Below are 22,091 nucleotides of genomic sequence, written 5' to 3' on the forward strand. Positions count from 1 at the left end.
AGACGGCACCGCGGCCGCGACGACGGGAAGGGGCTTGCGCGGCACCGTCACGGGGCGGCTCACCCAGGGCGACCCACGGGGCGACCCACACCGCGCGGCTCAGGCGTGACGCGTCCCCTCGGCCGTGAGCACGGCCACCCGGTCCGCCAGCCACCGCGCGTCCACGCCCCCACGGGCGAGCACCTCGACCGCCCGGCACTCGGGGTCGGCCGCCAGGGCGGCGAGCAGATCGAGGCCGGCCGCGCGCGCTTCGCCGCGCGACGCCGCACGGCACAGCGCGCCCTCCATCGCGGCGAGGGCCGAGGGCGACCAGCCGTCGACCGCCGGGTCGCGCACCACCGGAACGGCGCCGGAGTCCTCGACGGAGCCCTGCCAGCGGAGCCCGTAGCCGATGCTGCGCTGGACGAGATAGCCGAGCACTCTGGCCAACTGGGGCCCGCCGTCGAAGGCCTCGCGGACCTCGGGGTCGGCCTCGATCAGCGAATGCAGCAGGTGGGCGGTGTCGATCTGCCGGTCACCGTCGCGCAGCGCGCGCCTGCGCGCACCGTTGAGCACCGATGCCAGTTCCACGGTGAAGCGGGCATCGTTCTCGGCGTGGATCGGTGCGGGCTGGTCAGGCATGCGAGGCGTCCGGTTTTGCACACCTCTACCCCATCAGTCCCACGGCCGAAGGACATCCCCGGAGCGACCCATTGGGCATCCCACCGAAGTTGGGGACACCGGAGCGGTCCGTCATCCTTGCGGATGAGATCGCGTCGAACGGCACAACCATCACGGTCCGGAGCGCGCGCCGCCTTGCATCTCACGCCCCCGCGGCAACCACAGACCCCGCGCGCACGTCCCTCACGCCGTACGCACACGGCGGGGACGGGAGGGGAGGTACGGGTGTTCTGGATGGTCGCGCTGCTCGCCCAGGACGGGCTGCAGTACGTCTACCGCGTGTACGCACCCGACGACGCCCTGCCCGCCGACCTCTTCTGGTCGGCCTTCCACTGCCACGACGAGGGCCCCCACCCTCGCGCGTCGGACAGGTTCGACGCGGCGGAAATCTGGCGGAACAGACAGCCCCAACAGATCTGACGGTTCATCAGTATTGAATGTTGCCGCGGCCCCCGCTACCTTCCGCGACACCGGAACCGGACGAACCAGGGGTGGTCGCATGGCCGAAGTCAGCGCCGAGGCACGCATCGAGGCACCCGCCGAGAAGGTCTGGGGTCGCCTGACGGACTTCTCGTCGTACGGGGAGTGGAACGCCACCCACACCAGTTTCCCCCGGGGCGGCCCCGCCGAACTGGAGCTCGCGGCCACCTACGAGGAGAACATGAAGCTCATGGGCTTCCCGGCCGAGGTGACCTGGACGGTCGACGGACTGGAGGAGGGCCGCCTCCTGGCGACCCGGGGCAAGGGCCCGATGGGGGTCAACCTGCTCATGCGGTACTCCCTCACCCCGCAGGGCGAGGCCACGACGATGCGCATCGACGGGGAGTTCACCGGCGCGGCGGTCTCGCTGATGGGCGGCAAGCTCAAGGACTCCGCGACGGCGGCGCTCCAGGAGTCGCTGCGCAAGCTCGGCGGGCTCGTCACCTCCTGACCGCACGCCCGCGCGACATGCGCGAGGCCCCGCGGAGTCATCCTGCGGGGCCTCGCGCGCACGGCCCGCTTTCACGCTGGCCGGCTTGCTCAGCACCAAGCACTCGACGCCCAGTGCCTCAGTGCTCAGTGCTCAGTGCTCATCGGCGAGGATCAGGTAGAGCTTCTTGCGCGCGTCGTTGATGACCGTCAGCGCCTTCTGCCGCTGATCGGCGGAGCCGGTCTTCCAGACCTGCCCGAACGCCTCCATCAGGCCGAATCCGGCCTGCCGGATCTCGTTGACACCCTCCCAGTCCACGCCACGCCCGGCCTCTTCCCACGGAGCCTCGGGGCCGTTCTCGGCCTCGCTCCGCCCGGATTCGGTGAGCGTGAACAGCTTCTTGCCGCCCTCGCTGGCGCTGACGATCAAACCCTCGTCCTCCAGCAGCTGGAGCGTCGGATAGACGGAGCCCGGGCTGGGCCGCCAGGCCCCGCCGCTGCGCTCACCGATCTCCTGGATCATCTCGTAACCGTGCATCGGGCGATCCTTCAGCAGGGCCAGGATCGAGGCCCGCACGTCACCGCGCCGCGCCCGTCCCCTACCGCCGCCCCGCCCGCGCCCGCCTCCGAAGGGGCCGCCACCGAAGGGCGGCCCGAACGGCCCGAAAGCGGCCCGACGACCGTCACCCTCGCCTCGACCGTGATGCCCGGGCCCGCAGTGCCCCGGCCCGAACTCGTGTCCGTGTGAACGCATCTCTACGCTCCTTCCATCGTTGATCTGTCGCGATGCGTCAACGATATATCGGAAACTATCGAACGACAAGGCCGGCGACGGCGACGGCCATCGACCTCGGACAGCGCAGACGAACCACCGCAGGTCAGAAGCGCAAGGCCCACCAGCAGCACGGTCGGCTCAAAATTCGGCGGCCTGGCCCTGCGGACGGACGAACTCGCCATCGGCTACCAGGCCGTACTCCACGTCGCGTCCGTCCTGATCCGGGTCCGGTGCTGAGCAGGTCGCTGGCACGGGCCCTCGGATCATCAGCTGCTGAGCGCCGGCCTGATACCGAAAATGCCGGTGCCGGTGATCCGGTCGAGCACGCGGCGAGTCCGGGGCTTGCGAGGCCATCCCTGAAGGACGCGGGACCTCGTTGCCAGGGCAAGCCGCGAGAGGTCGCCGGTGTCTATGCGTCGGTCCACCCAGCAGTGTTGGAGTACGACTCGTAGCTGTATCGGGTGTTGCGGTGCCACTCTTCACCGGTGAGGTGCCTGTACGTGTTGTCGGGCACGTAGAGCAGGGCCTCGGCCCAGATGAGGTTGTCGGCGTACGGCGTGAACCGTCGTGGGTCGCGAAGCACGCTCTCGTACTCCTCACGGCCGGCTGCGACGACCGCCGCCCGGGTGTAGAGGAACTGGTCGCTCGACAGGTCATCGCCGTATTCCTTACGGTCCAGCCTGTACAGGGCCCAGGAGAGCTGCTCCGCGAAAGCGACCACGTCGGGTACGGGGCCGTTGGCCAGGTGGGCTGTCAAGGAAGCGGCCAGCTCATCCCCCTCCGGGTCGGGGATCGAGGGACTGCACGCTTCGATGAGCTGCCAGAAGGCGTTCTCGTTCATGCCGGAGAGCATGGCGTACGGGTGTGACACCCCAGGGCGTCGAACGCCGGCCGCCAGGACCGGCGGCTGTTTCAGGCTGCCCATGCGTTTCCTTCCGCCCGGATCCGGCTGTTGGCCTCCATCAGTCCTTCCAACAGGTCTGTCCTCAAAGCGCGGTCACCGATAAAACCAGTGGCTCCCTCGACGGAGCCTGGCTACTCTGACGGCGTTCCTCGGTCCTACTGGGCTTCCATGCCTCGGAAAAGAGAGATTTTTATGTTCCGGCCCGCGCCGCGCGCGCCTCGCTGCACCGTCTAGCCAGCAGTCCGTCCTTCTCCTGCCGTCCTTCTCCGACGGCGTCCGAACGTGACTCCGCGGCACTCTCCGGTACTTTCCGGTACTTTCCGGTGCACTGAATCAGCCCCTGCCTCCGCCCGCACGCATGTCGCGTCGCACGAGGTGGGCGTCTTCGTCGAGGCCGCTCGGCCTGCTCTTGCTGTCATCACAGACTTCCCAGCAAGGAGCACCCCGGGTGTCCAGCACCAACTCAACTCGCAGAACCCGCTCAAGCCTGCCGCGCACCGCGCTGAACAGCGTCTTCTCCTGTGCGTGGTGCGGCCGGACCGCGTCCGCCGTCGCGGACGACGGCACACGGCGCGGGCACTGCCCGTCCTGCCTGCAGTCCCAGCACGTTCTCGACCCCGTCGAAGGCGGCTCCAGTGACTGCCGGGGCCGGATGTCGCCGATCGCCGTCGCTGTGCCGCGTACGGGCGACTGGATGGTCATTCACCGTTGCGTACGCTGCGACGAACTGGCCTCCAGCCCCACCCGCGCGGACGACAACCAGCTCGTCCTGATGCGGCTGGCCGTCCGGCCACTGGCTCAACCTCCCTTTCCGCTCGAAGCGTTCGGCGACCGCTGAACCGGAAGGAAGGAGAGGACCTGCCATGCCGAGACGAGCGAAGAACACCCGTCGCCGTGCCCGGAACGCCCGGCGGCCGCAGCGGTACAAGGACATCCTGCACAGCCAAGGAGGGCACCGGGGACACTCTTTCCGGTGCGCGGGCTGCCGACTGGACGTGTCCCTGGACGCACCGGGCACCAGGCACCGCAACCACTGCCCGAACTGCCTGGTCAGCCTGCACGTCGACCGACGGGTGCCGGGCGACCGGGCTGCGGACTGCGGCGCCCGGATGGAAGCCCTGGGCATGTCGGTCAGGGCCGACGGCGAGTGGCTGATCATCCACCGGTGCGTGTCCTGCGGTGAGCTGGGCGCCAATCGCATCGCCGGTGACGACAACGCGCCGGCCCTGGTTCGCCTGGCTCTCAGACCACTGCGGGATCCCGGCATCGCCCACCGCATGCGACTCGCGCCGTGATCCGGGCGTCACGCGCGGTGCCGTGTCACAGGACGCCCACACCCCTCCCACCTCGACGCTCGGGGTTCCCGCTCCCGGCGTCCCTCCACCGAGCGCATCCGTGCGCGCATCACCAGGAGAAGCCATGCGCCCCATGACCAGGGAAGAGGTGCGCGGCGCGATCGTGAACCAGGACCCGGCCACGAAGAGGATCCGCCTGCCCCTCTGGTTCGACGACGTCCGATGGCACCGGATCGACTACCTCGGGTGGAGAGATCTGAGCTCCCCGAAGCGCGCCTACGTCGTCACCGAGGCGGACGGCCAGGCGCGTGGGGTGCTGCTGCGGCAGGCACCGAACGACTCGGCGCACGGTTCGCGCGCGATGATGTGCGACCTGTGCCGGTTCGCCCGCCGGTTCAACGAGGTCTCGCTGTTCACCGCCCAACGCCCCTCACGCGACAAACGCGCACGCCTGAACGCGGTCGGGCTCCTCCTGTGCACCGATCTCGACTGCGCGGTGAAGGTGCACGGCAAGCCGGTCCGTGAAGCCTTCGACCGTCCGGTCGACGAGATCATCAGGTCGCGCCGAGAAGGCCTGCACACACGCACGATCGCCTTCGTGCGTTCGGTGGCCGAACCGCGGCGGCAATGACCGATGGGCGACCCGTCCCATGGACGCGACTTCAGGGACCAGCCTGCGGGAGCGGCTCTCGCGGCACGGCTGCGTAGCGGGCCGCGAGCATGGCCGCACGGTCGCGCAGGGCGTCGCGCAGGGACTGCGGGGCCAGGGCCTCCGCGTCCGTGCCGAGCCGCCACAGCGCCCATTCGGCGTGCCGTGCGTCCTGGAAGGTGACCTCCAGCCGTGGCCAGCCGTCCGTGTCGGGATCCTCCGCGCGGACGGCCAGCACGGTGCCCAGCAGTTCCTCCCGCCGTGCCGGGTTCACCCGCACCAGCACGGTGAGGTGGTCTCCGCCGGAGAGGAATCGCGCGGAGCGGTCGCGCCAGATCCGGTCCAGGTCGACCCGGTTCGGCCGCTGGGCCGGTTCGGGAAGTTCCTCGGCGGCCAGCACCCGTGACAGCCGGTAGGTGCGGTCCGCGCCGGCTCTCGTGGCCAGCAGATAGCCCCGGTCCCGTACGGTCACCAGGCCGATCGGGTCCACCGTGCGCCACTGCGGCGCCTGGTCCGTGGCCGCGTAGTGGATGCGCAGCTTGCGGCCCGAGAGCACTGCCCGGCGGACCTCGATCATGGTGGTGCCCGGTACCTGGTCGGCGACCGGCCGGCGGGAGAGCAGATCGGTCTCCGGGTCGACGAGAAACCGCTGGGCCGCGTCGCTCGCGGCCACCTGATGGCTTACGGGCAGCGCGTCGACCACCTTCCGCATGGCCGAGGCGAGGGCCGGTCCGAGGCCGAACACCTGCTCCCCGCGCGCCGATCCGGCGGCCAGCAGGGCGAGGGTCTCGTCGTGGTTCAGCCCGGTCAGCTCGGTCCGGAAGCCGGGCAGCAGGGCGAACCCGCCGTGCCGGCCGCGTTCGGCGTAGACCGGGACTCCGGCCGCGGACAGTGCCTCGATGTCGCGCAGCACGGTGCGGGTGGACACCTCCAGCTCGCGGGCCAGCGTGTCGGCGGTCAGCCGGCCGCGCTGTCGCAACAGCAGTACCAAGGAGACCAATCGGTCGGCGCGCATGCGGAAACGGTAGCGAAATACCTGACCAAGGGTGTCGTCATTGGTTGGAAGGCTCCCCCGCAGGACGTCGAAGCCGGCGACTGCCGAGCCGACGGACCTCCGTACCCCCGTGCATCGAATGGAGCTGAAGTGGCGCTGGAACGAACGACCGTCAACCCGGTGACCTGGTCGACGGACCTGGGTTTCAACCAGGGTGAAGTCGTCTCCGGGCAGACCCGGACCCTGTACATCTCGGGTCAGACCGCGATGAGCGACGACGGCAGACCTCAGCACGACGGGGACATGGCTGCGCAGTTGGCCCTGAGCGTCCACAACCTGGAGGCTGTGCTGAGCGAGGCGGGCATGTCTCTCGCGAACCTCGTCCGCCTCAACGTCTACACGACCGACGTCGATCTGCTCTTCCAGCACTACGGCGTGCTGGCGGGGCGGTTGGGCGCGGCCGGGGTGGCGCCGGCCAGCACCCTGCTCGGGGTGACGCGACTGGCGGTCCCCGGCCAGTTGGTCGAGGTCGAGGGCACCGCCGTCGCGTGAGGCTGCTCACCGCCCGTACCGTTCCCGCCGACCAACCGGCGGGAACGGTACGGGCGGTGAGCCGACTTTCCGGTGCTTCGCATCGCGGACGCCGAGGAGCGCCGTCGGCGGTCCGCGCTCGGCGGCGCGTTGGTGTCGCTGCTGTCGGCGCCGGTCGCCTCGTGCGGGCTGTGCGGCAGGCCGCCACACCGGACGGGATGCAGGGGCGCGCCGCCGCGACGATCACCTTCGTCGGCATGGGGTTCACTCCGCTCGGCTCGCTGCTCGGCGGCCTCCTCGCGCAGGAGTGGGGTCTGCGCACCGACCTTCTGGTGACGGCCGCGGGCATGATGCTGTCGCCGGTCCTGATGGCGGCGCCCCCGCTCGCACGGCTGGGACGGGAGCTTCCGGCGCCGCGGGCGTGCCGGTGATGACGGACGGGCAGGGGCCAGACACCCGGAATTGGCCTTGGCCCGTCTCCGCTCGTCCGCTCTACGGTCGCCCCATGAGGATTCGCATCGTCGACGCGTTCACCGACCGCCCCTTCTCCGGAAACCCCGCCGGCGTGCTCCTGCTGGACGGCGGTACGTTCCCGGCCGCCGAACGGCTTCAGGAGATCGCCGCCGAGGTGAACCTCTCCGAGACGGCCTTCGCCCACCCGCTGCCGCCGGGCGGCACGGCCGACTGGGCGCTGCGCTGGTTCACCCCGGCCACCGAGGTGGACATGTGCGGGCACGCGACGCTCGCCACCGCTCACGTCCTGCACACCACGGGCCTGGCCACGGGCCCGGTGCGCTTCGCCGCGCGCTGCGGGATCCTGAGCTCCACCGCTCACGCGGACGGCACCCTCACCCTCGATTTCCCGACCTCCCCGCTGACCGAGGAGCCGGTGCCGTACGGCCTCGCCGACGCCCTCGGGGCGGACCCCGTCTCGGTGCACGCCACCGGTGAGCACATCGGCGACCTGCTGGTCGAGCTCCGCGACGAGGCGGCCGTACGGGCGCTCGCCCCGGACTTCGCCGCGCTGGTGGCCCACTCCCGGCGCGGTGTCATCGCCACCGCCGCCGCCGAGGACCCCGCCCGGGGCTACGACTACGTCTCGCGCGGCTTCTTCCCCGGCGTCGGCATCGACGAGGACCCGGTCACCGGCAGCGCCCACACCGCACTGGCCCCCTTCTGGTCGGCCCGCCTCGGCCGCGACGACCTCACCGGCCTCCAGGCGTCCGCCCGCTCGGGACGGGTCCGCACCGGGCTGCGCGGCGAGCGCACGCTGCTGACCGGCGCGGCGGTCACGGTGATCGACGGCGAACTGCTCACCGCGCTCTGACGTCGCGCCGGGGTGCGCCGAGCACCCCCCGCCCCGACAGCGCCCCGCTCAGGGCGTCGGCAGCCAGTCGACCCGGCCCGCGAGCAGGGCGTATCCGACGAACGCCCCGATGTCCAGGAGCGCGTGCGCGACGACCAGCGGACCCACCCGGCCCCACCGCCGGTAGAGCAGCACGAAGACGACGCCCATCACCACGTTGCCGATGAAGCCGCCGATGCCCTGGTACAGGTGGTACGACCCGCGCAGCACGGAGCTCGCCACCAGCGCGGCCATCGGCGTCCAGCCCAACTGCCCGAGCCTGCGCAACAGGTACCCGACGACGATGACCTCCTCCACCACGGAGTTCTGGATCGCCGAGAGGATCAGTACGGGGAACTTCCACCAGACCTCGGGCAGGGACTCGGGAACGACCGTCAGGTTGAATCCGGTGGCGCGGGCCACCAGGTAGAAGGCGAGGCCGGCGCTGCCGATGCCGGCCGCGACCAGGGTTCCCCGGCCGAGGTCGAACCAGGGCTTCGTGCGGTCGAACCCGATGGCCCGCAGCCCCGCTCCTTCCCGGATCAGCAGGTGTGCGACCAGCGCGACCGGCACCAGAGCCGTTGCGATTCCGAACATTTGCCATGACAGATCAAGCCATGGGCGGCCCGGCGCGTACGAGCCGTTGAGCGTCGCCGCCTGATCCTTCAAACCTCCGGGTTTCGTCAGCGATCCGACAAAACTGATAAGGGCGGACACCGCGCTGGCGCCCAGCGAGAGCGCCAGGACCAGCACCACCTCGGACCGCAGGATCCTTCGTGACACGGCCTCTTGGGGAAAAGAATCAGCCACGCGCCCGGCCTCCACCTGTACACCTGCCTTTTGTTCTGCAATCACGTCTTATCCCACCGACCGCCGCACTAGGGTCTCGAATAGAGGTACGAAGATCATGCGCGACAGGCCGGGGGACGACCACCATCACTGATGGTGCGGTCCCCCTTTTCCTTGTTTCATCCTCAACGAGGGGCGCCACCGGCATGGGACGTCATAGCTTGCCCGACAGCCACGCGGCGGAAGGACCCCGGGACCTCCCCAGCCCCCCGGCGCCGGCGCCGCACGGTCGCCATCGCCACCCTCCTCGTCCTCACCGTGGCGACGGGAACGGCCGTGGCGGCCAAGGCCGGTCTGCTGTCGTTCTCCCGGTCCTGCGAGGACCCGGCCGTGCGTCTGGCCCTGGTGGCCTCCCCGGACATCGCCCCCGCTGTTCGCTCCATAGCCGAACGGGCCCCGGCGGACGAGATGAGAATCGACGGCCGCTGCCTTGCCGTGGAGGTGCTGGCCCGCGACTCGCACGAGGTCGCCGAATCCCTCGCGGCGGGCGATGTGGAGCCCGACTTCCAGGTCTGGCTGCCCGACCGCCTACGAGGAAGCCCGGTCGGCGTATCGGAAGGGCAAGTTCAACGCCCTGGTGATCCTCACCGACGGCTCGAACCAGGACGAGCGGAGCATCACGCGGAGCGGGCTCGTCGCGGAGCTCAAGGCGCTCCGCGACCCGGAGCGCCCCGTCCCGGTCATCGCGATCGCGGTGGGCCCGGACGCGGACCGCGACGAGGTCGCGGAGATCGCGCGGGTCACCGGCGACGGCTACGAGGTGAGTGACCCGGCCGAGATCCAGGCGGTGATCCTCCAGGCCATCGTGGCGGCGGGGCAGTACGGGATCGCCGCGCGGGAGTGACCGGGCCGGGAGCCGGAGCCGGGCCCGTCGCCGACGCCCGGCTCCACGCCTGCCTCAGGGCGCCGGGAAGCCCACCGGCCAGGTGTGGACCGGCTCCCCCGCGTGCATCAGCTCGGCGTAGCGGCGCGTGGTGGCCGCGAGCGCCGCGTCCCGCCCCAGTCCGGCGCCCAGGGCCCGGCGGTACGTGGCCACCTGCCAGGACGCCCCGTTGACGCGCCGTCTGCAGCGCTCCTCGATCACCCCGAGGTAGCGGTCCCGGTCGGCCGGTTCGATGTGCCAGGCGTCCAGCCCCGCGGCGGCCAGCGGCAGCAGTTCCTCCAGCACCAGCTGTACGGCCGGGATCCTGGCCAGCCCGCCGGCGCGGCCCGACCGCGGCCAGAGCAGCTCGGCCTCGATGCCGTGCCGGCAGGCCTCGGTGAAGTTCTCCTCGGCGGCCTCGAACGGCAGCCTGCTCCACACCGGCCGCGACTCCTCGGCGAGCGCCCGTACGAGTCCGTAGTAGAAGGCGGCGTTGGCGATCACATCGGTGACCGTCGGCCCGGCGGGCAGCACGCGGTTCTCCACCCGCAGATGGGGAACGCCGTCGGCGATCCCGTACACCGGGCGGTTCCAGCGGTAGACGGTGCCGTTGTGCAGCACCAGCTCGGCCAGCTCGGGCACCCCGCCCTCGTCCAGCACCTTCAGGGGATCCTCGTCGTCGCAGATCGGCAGCAGCGGCGGGAAGTAGCGCAGGTTCTCCTCGAAGAGCTCGCGGGCGGAGCCGATCCAGCGCTCCCCGAACCAGGTCCTGGGGCGCACGCCCTGGTTCGCCACCTCCGGCGGCCGTACGTCGGTGGCCTGCTGGAAGAGCGGCGGCCGGGACTCCCGCCACAGCTCCTTGCCGAAGAGGAAGGGGGCGTTGGCGCCCAGCGCGATCTGGACACCCGTGATCGCCTGGGCGGCGTTCCACACGTCGGCGAACCGGGCCGGCGTCACCTGGAGGTGCAGCTGCACCGAGGTGCAGGCCGATTCCGGGGCGATGGAGGGCGAGGTGCAGACCAATCGCTCGACGCCTTCGATATCCAGGAGGAAATCCTCCCCCCGGGCGGCCGCCATTTGATCGTTGAGCAGGGTGTAGCGGTCCACGTCCGAGAGATTCGCGGACACCACGTCGTGCTCTCCCAGCGTGGGCAGGATTCCGATCATCACGATCCCGGCGTCCACCTCCCCCGCCTTGCGGTGGGCATAGGCGAGGCCGGTCCGCAACTCCTCCGCGAGCTGATCGAATACCCGGCCGCCGAGACGGTGCGGGACGATATTCACTTCGAGATTGAACATCCCCAGTTCGGTCTGGAAATCGCGGCTCGCGATGCGCTGGAGCACTTGCTGATTCATCATCCGGGGCATCCCGTCGGAACCCGCGAGATTCAGCTCTATCTCCAGCCCCATCAGGTTCCGCGGACGGTCGAACCTCCGCTCCGCCAGGAGTCTGCCCAGCCCCTCCAGGCACTGGTTGAGCTTGGTTCGGTACGCCTGTCGACTGGACAGGTCAACGGCTTCCGCCACGACCTTCTCCCCCATCGAGGGGTCCTTCCTCCAGTGGGCGGCCCGCGGCCCAGGCCGCTCGCATCACGATCGATAATGCCCAGCGGGAGTGATCCGTAACGCCCCCACGACACTCCGATACCCGATAGTATGGTTGAAGGAGACCTGGGGCACATTCCGGTGGCATACGGTCCTCCACATATTCGATCGGAGTATGCACGACGAAAACGCCGACGAGTTTCGGCCGACCGCTCCGCCCGAAGGGTGCCAGGTCGGGGCCGTGGACGGCAGATCAAATCACCCGGAATACCGCGACTCGAAGGCCGGATGAGGCCTTGCGCGGCATATCTCCGACCGCTAGTGGAAACACTATGTGAACACGCGTCATATAAACTCCGCTCAACGAGGCAGAGAGTTGATACGACTCGCCCGTCACCGGCCGTCTCAGGCCCACATGCCGACAGCGCCGTCTGCACCCGCCCAAGCGTCACCGTGTCTCCGAAGTGAGAGGCGTCCCACTATGCCGCTGCATGTTCCCCCGGCTCCCGCGCCCGCCCTGCGCAGTGTTCTCGCGGCCCTCGGTTCTCCCACCGCCGTCCGCGAGGCCCGCACGTCCGCTCTCCGGTCCGTCCAGGGACCGCCGAGCCCCGAACTACCGCTTCCCGTACATGTGCTGGACCGGATCGCGCCCACCGGGACCGCACCGCTGACACGCCTGGCGGCCTGGCGTTTCCTGATCCGTAGCGAGGGCCGCGCGGTCGCCGCGGCGGACACCGTGCTCACCCCCGACGGCTGGACCTTCTCGCACTTCTTCGAGGGGCCCTACCTCGCCTCGACCGAGCTGGCGGTCCGGCAGGCGGAGGCGTCGGCCACCGCCTGCCAGGCCCGGCTGCTGTCCATCCCGGAGCTGTACATGCTCACCCTCTGGCTGCACGGCGACACCGAGGCCGATCCCGCCGGCGGGGTGCTCCTGCCGACGGACGTCCTGGTGCCGCTGGCGCCGGCCCCGCCGGGCATCGCCGCCCACCGCCCGCACCGGGTCGCCGACCTGCTGCCCGTCATCTCGCTGCGCGTGACCCCCGGCCCGCTCCTCAGCTCCGCCTGACCGGAGCGCCGCCCCGGCAGAGCGCCCCCGCGGCGATCCTGACCCCGCCCGAACTCCGGGCGGGGAAGGGGTCACTGCGGGGGCGCTCTGCTGCCCACTCGGACTAGCTCCATCCGGCCACCCCGAACCACCCAAAGGGACAGTGCAATTGCGGTGAACCGTCCGCGCGGGTGATGCGTCATGGGAGGAGTACGGGTGCTGCAGCGAAATCCCTGCGGAATCTTCCCCGTAGGGCAACACTGGGACCGGACCGACTGATACGGGGGGCGGCCATGAACACCTCATCCAGCCGCAGGACACTCGACTCGACGCAGCGAAAGAACCCATCCATGTGCCAGCACCAGCCACCCTGCCCCACCGCCGATTCACCCGACCGGGAGGCCGCCCGCCTGACGGCCCACCATCCCGAGCAGGGTTGGAGCCTCTTGTGCAACGGCGTCCTGCTCTTCGAGGACACCGGCGAACTGCTGCCCGACGGGCAGATCATCGCCCCGCACCGGCCACTGGCGGCCGGCGTGGTGAAGGCCGCCTGAGGACGGGCGAACGAACAGGGGCCGGCCCGGAGAGATCTCCGCACCGGCCCCGACGCATGTCCGGCGTGCACCGCTCACGGCGCACGCCCACCCGCGGTCCGTCTCAGTCGTCGTACGCGTCCAGCGGGGGGCAGGAGCAGACCAGGTTCCGGTCGCCGAAGGCCCCGTCGATGCGGCGCACCGGCGGCCAGTACTTGTCCGCGGCGGACACTCCGGCCGGGAAGACGGCCTCCTCGCGGCTGTAGCCGTGGTCCCAGTCGCCGCCGAGCGCGGCCGCGGTGTGCGGGGCGTTGCGCAGCGGGTTGTCGTCCTCGCTCCACTCCCCCGAGGCGACCTTCTCGATCTCGGTACGGATCGCGATCATGGTGTCGCAGAACCGGTCGAGCTCCGCGAGGTTCTCGCTCTCCGTCGGCTCGATCATCAGCGTGCCGGCCACCGGGAACGACATGGTCGGCGAGTGGAAACCGTAGTCGATCAGGCGCTTGGCCACGTCGTCGATGGAGACGCCGGTCGCCTTGGAGATCGGGCGCAGGTCCACGATGCACTCGTGCGCGACCAGACCGGCCGGGCCGTTGTACAGGATCGGGAAGTGCGGTTCCAGGCGCTTGGCGATGTAGTTCGCGGCCAGCACGGCGACCTGAGTGGCCCGCTTGAGGCCCTCGCCGCCCATCAGGCGGACGTACGCCCACGAGATCGGCAGAATGCCCGCCGAGCCCCACGGGGCGGCCGAGATCGGGCCCACACCGGTCTCCGGGCCCGCGGCGGGCTGGAGGGGGTGGTTGGGCAGGTACGGGGCGAGGTGAGCGCGGACGCCGACCGGGCCGACGCCGGGGCCGCCGCCGCCGTGCGGGATGCAGAAGGTCTTGTGCAGGTTCAGGTGCGAGACGTCGCCGCCGAACTTGCCGGGCTTGGCCAGCCCGACCAGCGCGTTGAGGTTGGCCCCGTCGACGTAGACCTGGCCGCCCGCGTCGTGCACCTCGCCGCAGATGTCGGCGACGTGCTCCTCGAACACCCCGTGCGTGGACGGGTAGGTGATCATGAGCACGGCCAGCTCGTCGCGGTGCAGCTCGATCTTGGCCCGCAGGTCCGCGATGTCGACCTCGCCGTCGTCGGCGGTCTTCACCACGACGACCTTCATGCCCGCCATGACGGCGCTGGCGGCGTTGGTGCCGTGCGCGGAGGACGGGATGAGGCAGACGGTCCGCTGGTCGTCGCCGTTGGCGCGGTGGTAGGCGCGGACCGCCAGCAGACCCGCGAACTCGCCCTGGGAACCGGCGTTGGGCTGGAGGGACACCGCGTCGTAGCCGGTGACCTCGGCGAGGCGCTCCTCCAGCTCACGGATGAGGGTGAGGAAGCCCTGCGCCTGCTCGGCCGGGGCGAAGGGGTGCAGCGCGCCGAACTCGGGCCAGGTGATCGACTCCATCTCGGCGGTCGCGTTCAGCTTCATGGTGCAGGAGCCGAGCGGGATCATGCCGCGGTCCAGCGCGTAGTCACGGTCGGCGAGCCTGCGCAGGTAGCGCAGCATCGCGGTCTCGGAGCGGTGCTGGTGGAAGACCGGGTGGGTCAGGATGTCGTCGGAGCGCAGCAGGCCCTCGGGCAGCGTGTCGGCGACCGTCGCGTCCAGCGCCTCGATGTCGCCCTCGGCGCCGAAGGCCGCCCAGACGGCGGAGACCTGCGCACGGGTGGTGGTCTCGTCGCAGGCGATGGAGACCTGGTCGGCGTCGACGAGGCGGAGGTTGACCCCGCGCTGCCGGGCGTCCGCGACGATGCCGGCGGCCTTGCCGGGCACCCGCACGGTCAGGGTGTCGAAGAACGCGCCGTGCACGACGTCGGCGCCGGCGCTCCGGAGGCCGTCGGCCAGGATCGCGGCGAAGCGGTGGGTGCGCCGGGCGATCGTCCGCAGCCCGTCGGGGCCGTGGTAGACCGCGTACATCCCGGCCATCACGGCGAGCAGGACCTGCGCGGTACAGATGTTGCTGGTGGCCTTCTCGCGACGGATGTGCTGCTCGCGGGTCTGGAGGGCCAGGCGGTAGGCCTTGTTGCCGTCGGCGTCGACGGAGACGCCGACGAGGCGGCCGGGCAGGGAGCGGGCGAACTTCTCGCGGACCGCCATGAAGCCCGCGTGCGGACCACCGAAGCCCATCGGGACGCCGAAGCGCTGGGTGGTGCCGACCGCGATGTCCGCGCCGAGCGCGCCGGGCGAGGTGAGGAGCGTGAGGGCCAGCAGGTCGGCGGCGACGGTGACGATCGCGCCGAGCCCGTGGGCCTGCTCGATCACGGGCTCGATGGCACGCACGGCGCCGGAGGCGCCCGGGTACTGGAGCAGCACGCCGAAGACGCCGCGCTCGGCGATCTCGGCGGGGATGCCGTCGCTCAGGTCGGCGACGACGACCTCGACGCCGGTGGGCTCGGCGCGGGTCTCGATCACCGCGACGGTCTGCGGCAGGGTGTCGGCGTCGACCAGGAAGACGCCCTTCTTGACCTTGCCGACGCGCCGGGCGAGGGCCATCGCCTCGGCGGCCGCGGTGCCCTCGTCGAGCAGCGAGGCGCCGGAGGTGGGCAGCCCGGTCAGCTCGGCGACCATCGTCTGGAAGTTGAGGAGGGCCTCCAGGCGGCCCTGGGAGATCTCCGGCTGGTACGGGGTGTAGGCCGTGTACCAGGCGGGGTTCTCCATGACGTTGCGCAGGATGACGGGCGGCGTGAAGGTGCCGTAGTAGCCGAGGCCGATCATCGGGGCCAGCACCTCGTTGCGGTCGGCCAGCGACCGCAGCTCGGCCAGGACCTCCGCCTCGGTGCGCGCCGACGGAAGGTTCAGGGCCTCCGCGCTCTTGATCACGTCGGGCACCGCGGCGGCGGTGAGCTCGTCGAGGGAGCCGTAGCCGACCTGGGCGAGCATCTTCGCCTGGGCTCCGGCGTCGGGCCCTATGTGGCGCTGCTCGAACGGAATGCCCTGCTCCAGCTGGGAGAGCGGAGTGCGACGGGGGGTCATGGTGGAGGCCTCCTGGTCTGTCACGACCTGCGAGGGGCACCACGGCGCGGGTGCCCGAACGGCCTCCCCCTCTGTCATCTCAACCTGAGAGCTTCACCGGCCCGCCCGGGGGCGTGCCGACTTTCACCGTCGGTGAGGGTCGAGTCCGCCTGGGCCTGCGCCCGCACGGAATCGCCCTGCTTTCCAGAGTGACCTCGTCCGTGCGGTACGGGGGCCTGAGAGATTCCGGGGAGGAGTTGCTCCTTCGGCGCCTCCGGATTCTGCACCGGAGGACTCTCCCGCACGGGGTCAGCAGCCACTGTCAGCCTACCAGCGGCCACCGTGCGGCAATCCTCGAGTGGCCGACGCCACGGATCTGCACTTGTGTGGTGCTGGTGGAGCGGCAGCGTCCACCCTGAGCAGCTGCGACCAGTGGGAGGCACCGTGCAGACCGATATCGATCCGCGCCGCCTGATCGGCCGCAAGGCATTCGATCGCAAGGGCGCCAAGATCGGAACGGTGGATGAGGTCTATCTCGACGACGCGACGGGTGTGCCCGAGTGGGCGGCCGTCCGCACCGGCCTGTTCAGCAGGGACGCCTTCGTCCCCCTGGAGCCCAGCGAATTCGTCGAGGACGCGCTGCGCGTCCCCTTCGACCGCGCGTTGATCAAGGGCGCGCCGGACTTCGGCGTCGGCCGGCATCTCTCGCCCGAGCAGGAACTGCAGCTCTACCGCCATTACGGGCTGGACTCCTCGTCGCCCGGAGAGCCGGCGCGCGACCGGGACTTCGGCAGGCTGGCGGGCCAGGAGGAGTAGTCGGCCGCGTCACGGACGAGCGGCAGCGGGTCGGCGGGCCGCAGCAGCGGATCGTCGACGCGGAACGTCAGCACCCGGCCGGGTGCGCTCCACGGCTCCTCGAACCGGACGGTGACCCGGCCCACGCCGCTCCCCTGCACCCAACCGTGCCCGTGCTCCTCGTGGCGCACGTCGTGCCCGGCGGGCCAGAGCCGCGCGGCGAGCAGCTCCGCGCCCTCCGGCTCGGGCTCCGCCGGCGCGTTCCCCCCGCCGCCCTCCACAGGTGCCGCCCGGTCCTCCGCCTCGACCCGCCGGGCGAGCTCCCGGGCGTCGGCGGCCTGGGCGAACAGGTCCTCCTGGGTGTAGTCGGCCAGCCCCGTCACGCCGACGCCCAGCAGCCGTACGCCGCCCGTGGTGTCGACGGACTCCAGCAGCCGCCCCGCCGCCTCACGGACCACCGTGGGGTCGTCCGTGGGGCCTCTGAGCGTCTCGGAGCGGGTCAGCGTGGAGAAGTCGTAGCGGCGCACCTTCAGGACCACCGTGCGCCCCGAACGGTCGGCGGCGCGCAGCCGCTCCACACACCGGACCGCCAGCCGCTCCACCTCGGCCCGCACCCGCACCCGGTCGTGCAGGTCCACGTCGAAGGTGTCCTCCACCGATACGGACTTGGCGTCCCGCTCGGCGACCACCGGCCGGTCGTCGAGCCCCAGCGCCATCCGGTAGAGCCCGTGGCCGTGGGCCTTGCCGACCAGCCGTACCAGCTCCGCCTCGCCCGCCTCGGCCAGGTCGTGGACCGTGGTCATCCCGGCGCGTCTGAGATGGTCGCCGGTGGCCGGTCCGACCCCCGGCAGGGTGCGCACCGACATGGGAGCGAGCAGCTCGCGCTCGGTGCCCGGCTCGATGAGCAGCAGCCCGTCCGGCTTGGCCTCCTCGGAGGCGATCTTGGCGAGCATCTTGGAACCGGCCAGTCCGACGGATCCGCTGAGGCCGGTCACCGCGCGGATCGCCACCCGCAGCCCCTCACCCGTCGCACGGGCCGACGCCGCGTCGTCGGCCGTCCCGCCGGCCTCCAGGTCCACGAAGGCCTCGTCCAGGCTGAGCGGCTCCACCAGGGGCGACAGCCGCCCCAGGAGCTCCATCACCTGGTCGCTCACCGCCCGGTACAGCGAGAAGCGCGGCACCAGGTAGGCGGCGTTCGGTGCGAGCCGCCGGGCCTGGGCGGTGGGCATCGCCGAGTGCACGCCCAGGCGCCGGGCCTCGTACGAGGCGGTGGCGACCACTCCGCGAGGTCCGAGGCCGCCCACCACGACCGCCTTGCCGCGCAGGCTCGGCTTGGCCGCCTGCTCCGCCGACGCGTAGAAGGCGTCCATGTCCAGGTGAAGGATGGTGGGCGCGGGTCTCACACCGTCGATGCTGCCCTACGGCACTGACAACGGGACGGTCCGGCGCCCCGTGGGGTGCCGGACCGTCCCGTCGTCGTGTTCGTGCCGTCCGTCCGGGGCGGTCAGACGGCGCGGTTCCGGCGCCGTGCGAGCTCGTCGGCGGGGTTGTGGCCGACGAGCGTCTCGCCGGTGTCGACCCGCTCGCCGTGCAGCTGCGAGAGCGCCGCCTCCACGTCCCGCCAGACGACGCCGACGGCGATCCCGAAGATTCCCTGCCCGCCCTGGAGCAGGCTGACGACCTCGTCGGGCGAGGAGCACTCGTAGACCGTGGCCCCGTCGCTCATCAGCGTCATGCGCTCAAGATCCTGGAAACCGCGGGCCCGCAGATGCTGGACCGTGGTGCGGATGTTCTGCAGGGCGACCCCGGTATCCAGGAAACGCTTGACGATCTTGAGCAGAACCACGTCCCGGAAACTGTAGAGACGCTGGGTCCCCGACCCGTAGGCCGGCCGCACACTGGGCTCGACCAGTCCCGTACGGGCCCAGTAGTCCAACTGGCGGTAGGTGATCCCCGCCGCCGCGCACGCCGTCGGTCCGCGATAGCCGATGTCGTCGGCACCGCTCGCCGCTGCCACGCCGCCCGCTGCCACCGCTGCCGGTGGAACCGGCTGCCTGATGGCGTGGTCGGCTCCACTGCCGTGCTGCGGATACGGCCCACCCGCCGCCGTACCGTCGCCGCTGCTTCTCACGCCGACCTCCGTCCTTGACCTGCCCACTCGAAGGTAGGCAGTCACTCGGGGTGCGTCAACGATCGCCACACTCGGCACGCCGAGTGATAATCACCCTGAGGGTGGTTTCCCGTGTCTCGTTTCCGGGAAAGGCTTGTCGGATGCGCTGACAGCACCCCTGCGGGACGGTCACTGACTGTTCGTACCGAAGTCCTCCGGAGAGATCTGGTCGAGGAATTCGCGGAACTTCTCCACCTCGTCCTCCTGCTCGTCGGGGATCGCGATGCCCGCGTCGTCCAGCACGCCGTCACTGCCGTAGATCGGCGTGCCGGTCCGCAGGGCGAGCGCTATGGCGTCGGAGGGCCGGGCGCTCACCTCCACTCCGCTGGCGAAGACGAGCTCCGCGTAGAAGACCCCTTCGCGGAGGTCCGTGATGCGGACCTCGGTGAGCTCCTGGCCCACGGCCTCGAGCACATCCTTGAACAGGTCATGGGTCAGCGGCCTGGCGGGAGCCATGCCCTGCTGGGCGAAGGCAATCGCGGTCGCCTCCCCCGGACCGATCCAAATGGGGAGGTACCGGTCGCCTCCCACTTCACGCAGGAGAACGATCGGTTGGTTGGAGGGCATTTCCACCCGGACACCGACAACGTCGAGCTCGTTCACACAGCAACCCTAGGACGTGCTCGCCATGTTTGGGTAGTCGGGCTCGGCCGAGGTCAGTGCAGACGGCTGCGCAGAGCGCTCTGCACGAGTGCGGCGTGCAGCCGTACGGACAGCTCGGCGAGCTCGTTCGCGGTGGCCTCCGCATGGGCTCTGGTCTGCGGATTACGGTGCCGGCGCAAGGGCGCGACCAGCTGCTCCACCAGCCCCGCCTCGCGGTCCGCGGAGGCCCGCATGGCCCGAAGATGACGCGGTTCCAGACCGAAACGCCCCAGGTCCGCCACCAGCTTGGCGACCGTCACCATCTCGGCGTCGTAGCCGCCCTCGGGTACGGGGACGATGAGCCCGTAGGACTCCCACTCGGCCAGCCGGTCCTCGTCGACCTCGGCGGCCGCGAGCAGCTCGGCCCGCCCGATCCTGGCGGCGGTCGCGGTCCCGGGGCCGGTCTCCCACACCCCGTCGGCGAGGTCCCGCCGCTCGCCGGGCGAGGGCAGAGTGGGCTGCTCGCCCCGGGCCAGGGCGTCCAGGTGCTCCCGGATGACCTTCAGCGGCAGGTAGTGGTCCCGCTGCATGCGGAGCACCTGGGCCAGGCGCTCCACATCACGCGGGGCGAACTTCCGGTATCCGGAAGGAGTGCGCTGCGGCTCGATGAGCCCCTCGGCCTCCAGGAACCGGATCTTGGAGATGGTGACTTCGGGAAACTCGTCGCGCAGCTGGATGAGCACCGTACCGATGCTCATCGGGCGCGCTTCCGCGGTGGCGGTGCCGTGTCCGGCACCGCCTGTCGGTGTTCGCAGCATGGGCCTTCCTCGGGGTCCCCCCGGACGGAGTCCGGGGGCTGGTCACACGCCCCGCGGGCTCGCATAGAAGACCAGGCGGTACTTTCCGATCTGGACTTCGTCGCCGTTGGACAGCTGGACCGAATCGATGCGCTCACGGTTGACGTAGGTGCCGTTGAGGCTGCCGACATCACCCACGGTGAAGCTACCGTCCGGGCTCCTGCGGAACTCCACATGACGCCGCGACACGGTCACGTCATCGAGAAAGATGTCGCTCTGCGGGTGACGGCCGGCCGTGGTCAGGTCGCTGTCGAGCAGGAAGCGGCTCCCGGAGTTCGGGCCCCTCCGCACGACCAGCAGCGCCGATCCGCCGGGCAGCGCGTCGACCGCCGCCTGGGCCTCCGGGGAGAGCGAGGGCAGAGCCGTCTGGCCCGTCGCCTCCGCCTCGTACGCCTCGAGGCCGGAGATGGAGATGGTGGACGTCGTCTCCGAGGGACGCTCGGGAACACCGCCCCGCAGCGGCGCGCCGCAGTTGGAACAGAACCTGCTGGCCTCCGCGTTGCGGTGACCGCACCTCGTACAGACCGGCATCGACGAGCCCTCCGGGGTGAACCCTCCACCCGCACCCGAGGCTGATGGTGCGCCGAAACCTATGCGTCCGGCACCGGCAGGGTCAACAGACGACACGCCGTCACCACCCGGGGCGCCGGACACCTCGTCACGGAAGAGCGGACGCTCCGCCTCCTGCTCCTCGCCCTGACCGTGGCGCGGCGCGCGGTGGCGGGCAGCACTGTTGCTGTCCTCGCGTGCACTCTTCCCGAACAACTTCGCAAACAACTTCACGGGCGATTCCCCTTGACCGACATAGACCCGCCCGTGGGGCAGGACGAACCCTGATTGAACACACCTGCCGACCCGGACATCTTCACAACGTCCGTATCCACCCGACAGTTTCCACCACGCACCACCAATCCGGTGCGCCGACCCCCCGCAACCGTCCGACCCGCTCCAGCGGCCCTCACACATCCCCGGCTCACGGGGATGACGACCGAGCGTAGTCAGGCCGCTGCGCCGGTCGCAAGGCGTCGACGACGATGTCGTCGGACCGCTCCACGAGCACCGTGGCCTGCTCCTTCTCCAGCGTCTGGATCACACCGCCGGGAATGTTGAGGGCGGGCTCCAGATCCTGCGGTTTGCCGATCACCGTGAACTCGTACGGTGCCTCGATCTTCTTCCCGTCCACCTGGACGTCCCCGGCGTCCCCGGAGAAGTAGGTGTTGGCCACCACCCGCACCCCGTTGACCTGGATGGCCTCGGCACCCGCCGCCCGCAGTTCCTGGATGGCGTCGAGCAGCATGTCGGGCGCGACCGCCCTCGACGGGTCGGTGATCGTCAGCGTGATGCCGGGGCCCTGCGCCGCCACGGTGCCCGCGAGGATGCCGAGCTGGCGTTCCTTCTCCAGCGTCTGCTTCCGGGCCTCCTCGGCCTGGTCGGAGCTGTTCTCCAGCTCGGTGCGCTGATCGTCCAGCCGCTGCTTCTCGTCCTCCAGACGCTGGGTCCGGTCGTCGACCTCGTCGAGGATACGGACCAGGTCCTCCTGCCGGGCGCCACGCAGTGCGCTGTCGTCGCTGGTGGACCGCACCTGGATGGCGAGCCCCAGGCCGAGCCCGAACAGCAGCACGGCGACGATCAGTTGGGCCCGGCTCAGCCGCGGCGGCCACAGGCCGGCCTTGAGCCTCTGCCGACCGGTCACCTCCGGGGCGGGCGGCGGCGCGGGAGTCTCGGGGGCGACGGACGCGCCACCCTCGGGCTGTTCGCTGCGGGGATTCTCGTCGTTGTTCATCGGCTCGTTGTTCATCGGC

Annotated in this window: 24 protein-coding genes, 1 pseudogene and 1 riboswitch; of the genes and pseudogenes, 12 read left to right on the plus strand and 13 right to left on the minus strand. The window is 70.7% G+C overall.

What is annotated here, in order from left to right; translation table 11 throughout:
* Positions 1-99 precede the first annotated feature (99 nt).
* On the minus strand, positions 100-642 hold the full coding sequence (locus OG245_RS04825) for a Clp protease N-terminal domain-containing protein (RefSeq protein ID WP_371622312.1): 543 nt from the start codon (positions 640-642) through the stop codon (positions 100-102).
* 243 nt (positions 643-885) lie between these two features.
* On the opposite strand from OG245_RS04825, the gene OG245_RS04830 reads away from it, so the two are divergent.
* Both OG245_RS04830 and OG245_RS04835 read left to right on the plus strand, forming a co-directional pair.
* On the plus strand, positions 886-1,080 hold the full coding sequence (locus OG245_RS04830; RefSeq protein ID WP_371622313.1) for a hypothetical protein: 195 nt from the start codon (positions 886-888) through the stop codon (positions 1,078-1,080).
* Positions 1,081-1,159: 79 nt separating this feature from the next.
* Positions 1,160-1,591: an SRPBCC family protein gene (locus OG245_RS04835; RefSeq protein WP_371622314.1), complete on the plus strand. Its 432-nt coding sequence runs from the start codon at positions 1,160-1,162 to the stop codon at positions 1,589-1,591.
* Positions 1,592-1,723: 132 nt separating this feature from the next.
* On the opposite strand, the gene OG245_RS04840 is transcribed toward OG245_RS04835, so the two are convergent.
* Positions 1,724-2,323 carry a PadR family transcriptional regulator gene (locus OG245_RS04840; RefSeq protein WP_371622315.1) on the minus strand — a complete coding sequence of 200 codons (600 nt, stop codon included), beginning with the start codon at positions 2,321-2,323 and terminating at the stop codon, positions 1,724-1,726.
* 430 nt (positions 2,324-2,753) lie between these two features.
* Positions 2,754-3,185 carry a DUF4240 domain-containing protein gene (locus OG245_RS04845; protein ID WP_371622316.1) on the minus strand — a complete coding sequence of 144 codons (432 nt, stop codon included), beginning with the start codon at positions 3,183-3,185 and terminating at the stop codon, positions 2,754-2,756.
* A 550-nt stretch (positions 3,186-3,735) separates the two neighbouring features.
* Here OG245_RS04845 and OG245_RS04850 point away from each other — a divergent pair.
* The 3 genes from OG245_RS04850 to OG245_RS04860 all read left to right on the plus strand — a co-directional run bounded on the left by OG245_RS04850 (position 3,736) and on the right by OG245_RS04860 (position 5,174).
* Positions 3,736-4,086: an RNHCP domain-containing protein gene (locus OG245_RS04850; protein WP_371627807.1), complete on the plus strand. Its 351-nt coding sequence runs from the start codon at positions 3,736-3,738 to the stop codon at positions 4,084-4,086.
* A 25-nt stretch (positions 4,087-4,111) separates the two neighbouring features.
* Positions 4,112-4,543, plus strand: coding sequence for an RNHCP domain-containing protein (locus OG245_RS04855; RefSeq protein WP_371622317.1), 432 nt, complete (start codon positions 4,112-4,114; stop codon positions 4,541-4,543).
* Between the two features lie 124 nt (positions 4,544-4,667).
* Positions 4,668-5,174, plus strand: a complete 507-nt coding sequence (locus OG245_RS04860; RefSeq protein ID WP_371622318.1) for an FBP domain-containing protein — start codon at positions 4,668-4,670, stop codon at positions 5,172-5,174.
* Positions 5,175-5,205: 31 nt separating this feature from the next.
* Here OG245_RS04860 and OG245_RS04865 read toward each other — a convergent pair whose 3' ends face one another.
* Positions 5,206-6,207 (minus strand): helix-turn-helix transcriptional regulator, encoded by a 1,002-nt coding sequence (locus tag OG245_RS04865; protein WP_371622319.1) that lies wholly within the window; start codon positions 6,205-6,207, stop codon positions 5,206-5,208.
* Between the two features lie 135 nt (positions 6,208-6,342).
* Between OG245_RS04865 and OG245_RS04870 the strand changes: the two genes are divergently transcribed.
* The 3 genes and pseudogenes from OG245_RS04870 (at position 6,343) to OG245_RS04880 (ending at position 8,044) form a co-directional block, all read left to right on the plus strand.
* Positions 6,343-6,738 (plus strand): RidA family protein, encoded by a 396-nt coding sequence (locus tag OG245_RS04870; protein ID WP_371627808.1) that lies wholly within the window; start codon positions 6,343-6,345, stop codon positions 6,736-6,738.
* A gap of 161 nt (positions 6,739-6,899) precedes the next feature.
* A pseudogene (locus OG245_RS04875) lies at positions 6,900-7,148 on the plus strand (MFS transporter); the annotation flags it as partial.
* A gap of 74 nt (positions 7,149-7,222) precedes the next feature.
* On the plus strand, positions 7,223-8,044 hold the full coding sequence (locus OG245_RS04880) for a PhzF family phenazine biosynthesis protein (protein WP_371622320.1): 822 nt from the start codon (positions 7,223-7,225) through the stop codon (positions 8,042-8,044).
* A gap of 48 nt (positions 8,045-8,092) precedes the next feature.
* On the opposite strand, the gene OG245_RS04885 is transcribed toward OG245_RS04880, so the two are convergent.
* On the minus strand, positions 8,093-8,872 hold the full coding sequence (locus OG245_RS04885; RefSeq protein ID WP_371622321.1) for a CPBP family intramembrane glutamic endopeptidase: 780 nt from the start codon (positions 8,870-8,872) through the stop codon (positions 8,093-8,095).
* Between the two features lie 529 nt (positions 8,873-9,401).
* On the opposite strand from OG245_RS04885, the gene OG245_RS04890 reads away from it, so the two are divergent.
* The gene (locus OG245_RS04890; protein WP_371622322.1) at positions 9,402-9,755 is read left to right on the plus strand and encodes a hypothetical protein; all 354 of its coding nucleotides are present in this window, start codon (positions 9,402-9,404) and stop codon (positions 9,753-9,755) included.
* A 54-nt stretch (positions 9,756-9,809) separates the two neighbouring features.
* Here OG245_RS04890 and OG245_RS04895 read toward each other — a convergent pair whose 3' ends face one another.
* Positions 9,810-11,315, minus strand: coding sequence for a glutamate--cysteine ligase (locus OG245_RS04895; protein WP_371622323.1), 1,506 nt, complete (start codon positions 11,313-11,315; stop codon positions 9,810-9,812).
* 484 nt (positions 11,316-11,799) lie between these two features.
* On the opposite strand from OG245_RS04895, the gene OG245_RS04900 reads away from it, so the two are divergent.
* Complete coding sequence (locus tag OG245_RS04900; RefSeq protein ID WP_371622324.1) at positions 11,800-12,384, plus strand: hypothetical protein; 585 nt, start codon at positions 11,800-11,802, stop codon at positions 12,382-12,384.
* 329 nt (positions 12,385-12,713) lie between these two features.
* Positions 12,714-12,917, plus strand: coding sequence for a DUF5999 family protein (locus OG245_RS04905; RefSeq protein WP_371622325.1), 204 nt, complete (start codon positions 12,714-12,716; stop codon positions 12,915-12,917).
* A 103-nt stretch (positions 12,918-13,020) separates the two neighbouring features.
* On the opposite strand, the gene gcvP is transcribed toward OG245_RS04905, so the two are convergent.
* Entirely contained in the window at positions 13,021-15,906 is a 2,886-nt protein-coding gene (gene gcvP, locus OG245_RS04910) for an aminomethyl-transferring glycine dehydrogenase (protein ID WP_371622326.1), read from the minus strand.
* Positions 15,907-16,099: 193 nt separating this feature from the next.
* Positions 16,100-16,197, minus strand: a riboswitch (glycine riboswitch).
* Positions 16,198-16,329: 132 nt separating this feature from the next.
* Here gcvP and OG245_RS04915 point away from each other — a divergent pair.
* Complete coding sequence (locus tag OG245_RS04915) at positions 16,330-16,701, plus strand: PRC-barrel domain-containing protein (RefSeq protein WP_371622327.1); 372 nt, start codon at positions 16,330-16,332, stop codon at positions 16,699-16,701.
* On the opposite strand, the gene OG245_RS04920 is transcribed toward OG245_RS04915, so the two are convergent.
* From OG245_RS04920 to OG245_RS04945, 6 genes are all read right to left on the minus strand, one after another.
* Positions 16,623-18,083 (minus strand): DNA polymerase IV, encoded by a 1,461-nt coding sequence (locus OG245_RS04920; RefSeq protein ID WP_371622328.1) that lies wholly within the window; start codon positions 18,081-18,083, stop codon positions 16,623-16,625. The genes OG245_RS04915 and OG245_RS04920 overlap by 79 nt on opposite strands.
* 101 nt (positions 18,084-18,184) lie before the next feature.
* Positions 18,185-18,811, minus strand: a complete 627-nt coding sequence (locus tag OG245_RS04925) for a MerR family transcriptional regulator (protein WP_371622329.1) — start codon at positions 18,809-18,811, stop codon at positions 18,185-18,187.
* Positions 18,812-18,979: 168 nt separating this feature from the next.
* Entirely contained in the window at positions 18,980-19,453 is a 474-nt protein-coding gene (locus tag OG245_RS04930) for a bifunctional nuclease family protein (protein WP_006123076.1), read from the minus strand.
* 53 nt (positions 19,454-19,506) lie between these two features.
* On the minus strand, positions 19,507-20,250 hold the full coding sequence (locus OG245_RS04935; protein WP_371622330.1) for a MerR family transcriptional regulator: 744 nt from the start codon (positions 20,248-20,250) through the stop codon (positions 19,507-19,509).
* A gap of 42 nt (positions 20,251-20,292) precedes the next feature.
* Positions 20,293-21,072, minus strand: coding sequence for an FHA domain-containing protein (locus OG245_RS04940; RefSeq protein WP_371622331.1), 780 nt, complete (start codon positions 21,070-21,072; stop codon positions 20,293-20,295).
* 190 nt (positions 21,073-21,262) lie between these two features.
* On the minus strand, positions 21,263-22,072 hold the full coding sequence (locus OG245_RS04945; RefSeq protein WP_371627809.1) for a DUF881 domain-containing protein: 810 nt from the start codon (positions 22,070-22,072) through the stop codon (positions 21,263-21,265).
* Positions 22,073-22,091: the final 19 nt, after the last annotated feature.

Origin of the sequence: Streptomyces sp. NBC_01116, from assembly GCF_041435495.1 — a bacterium.
Lineage (GTDB): Bacteria > Actinomycetota > Actinomycetes > Streptomycetales > Streptomycetaceae > Streptomyces.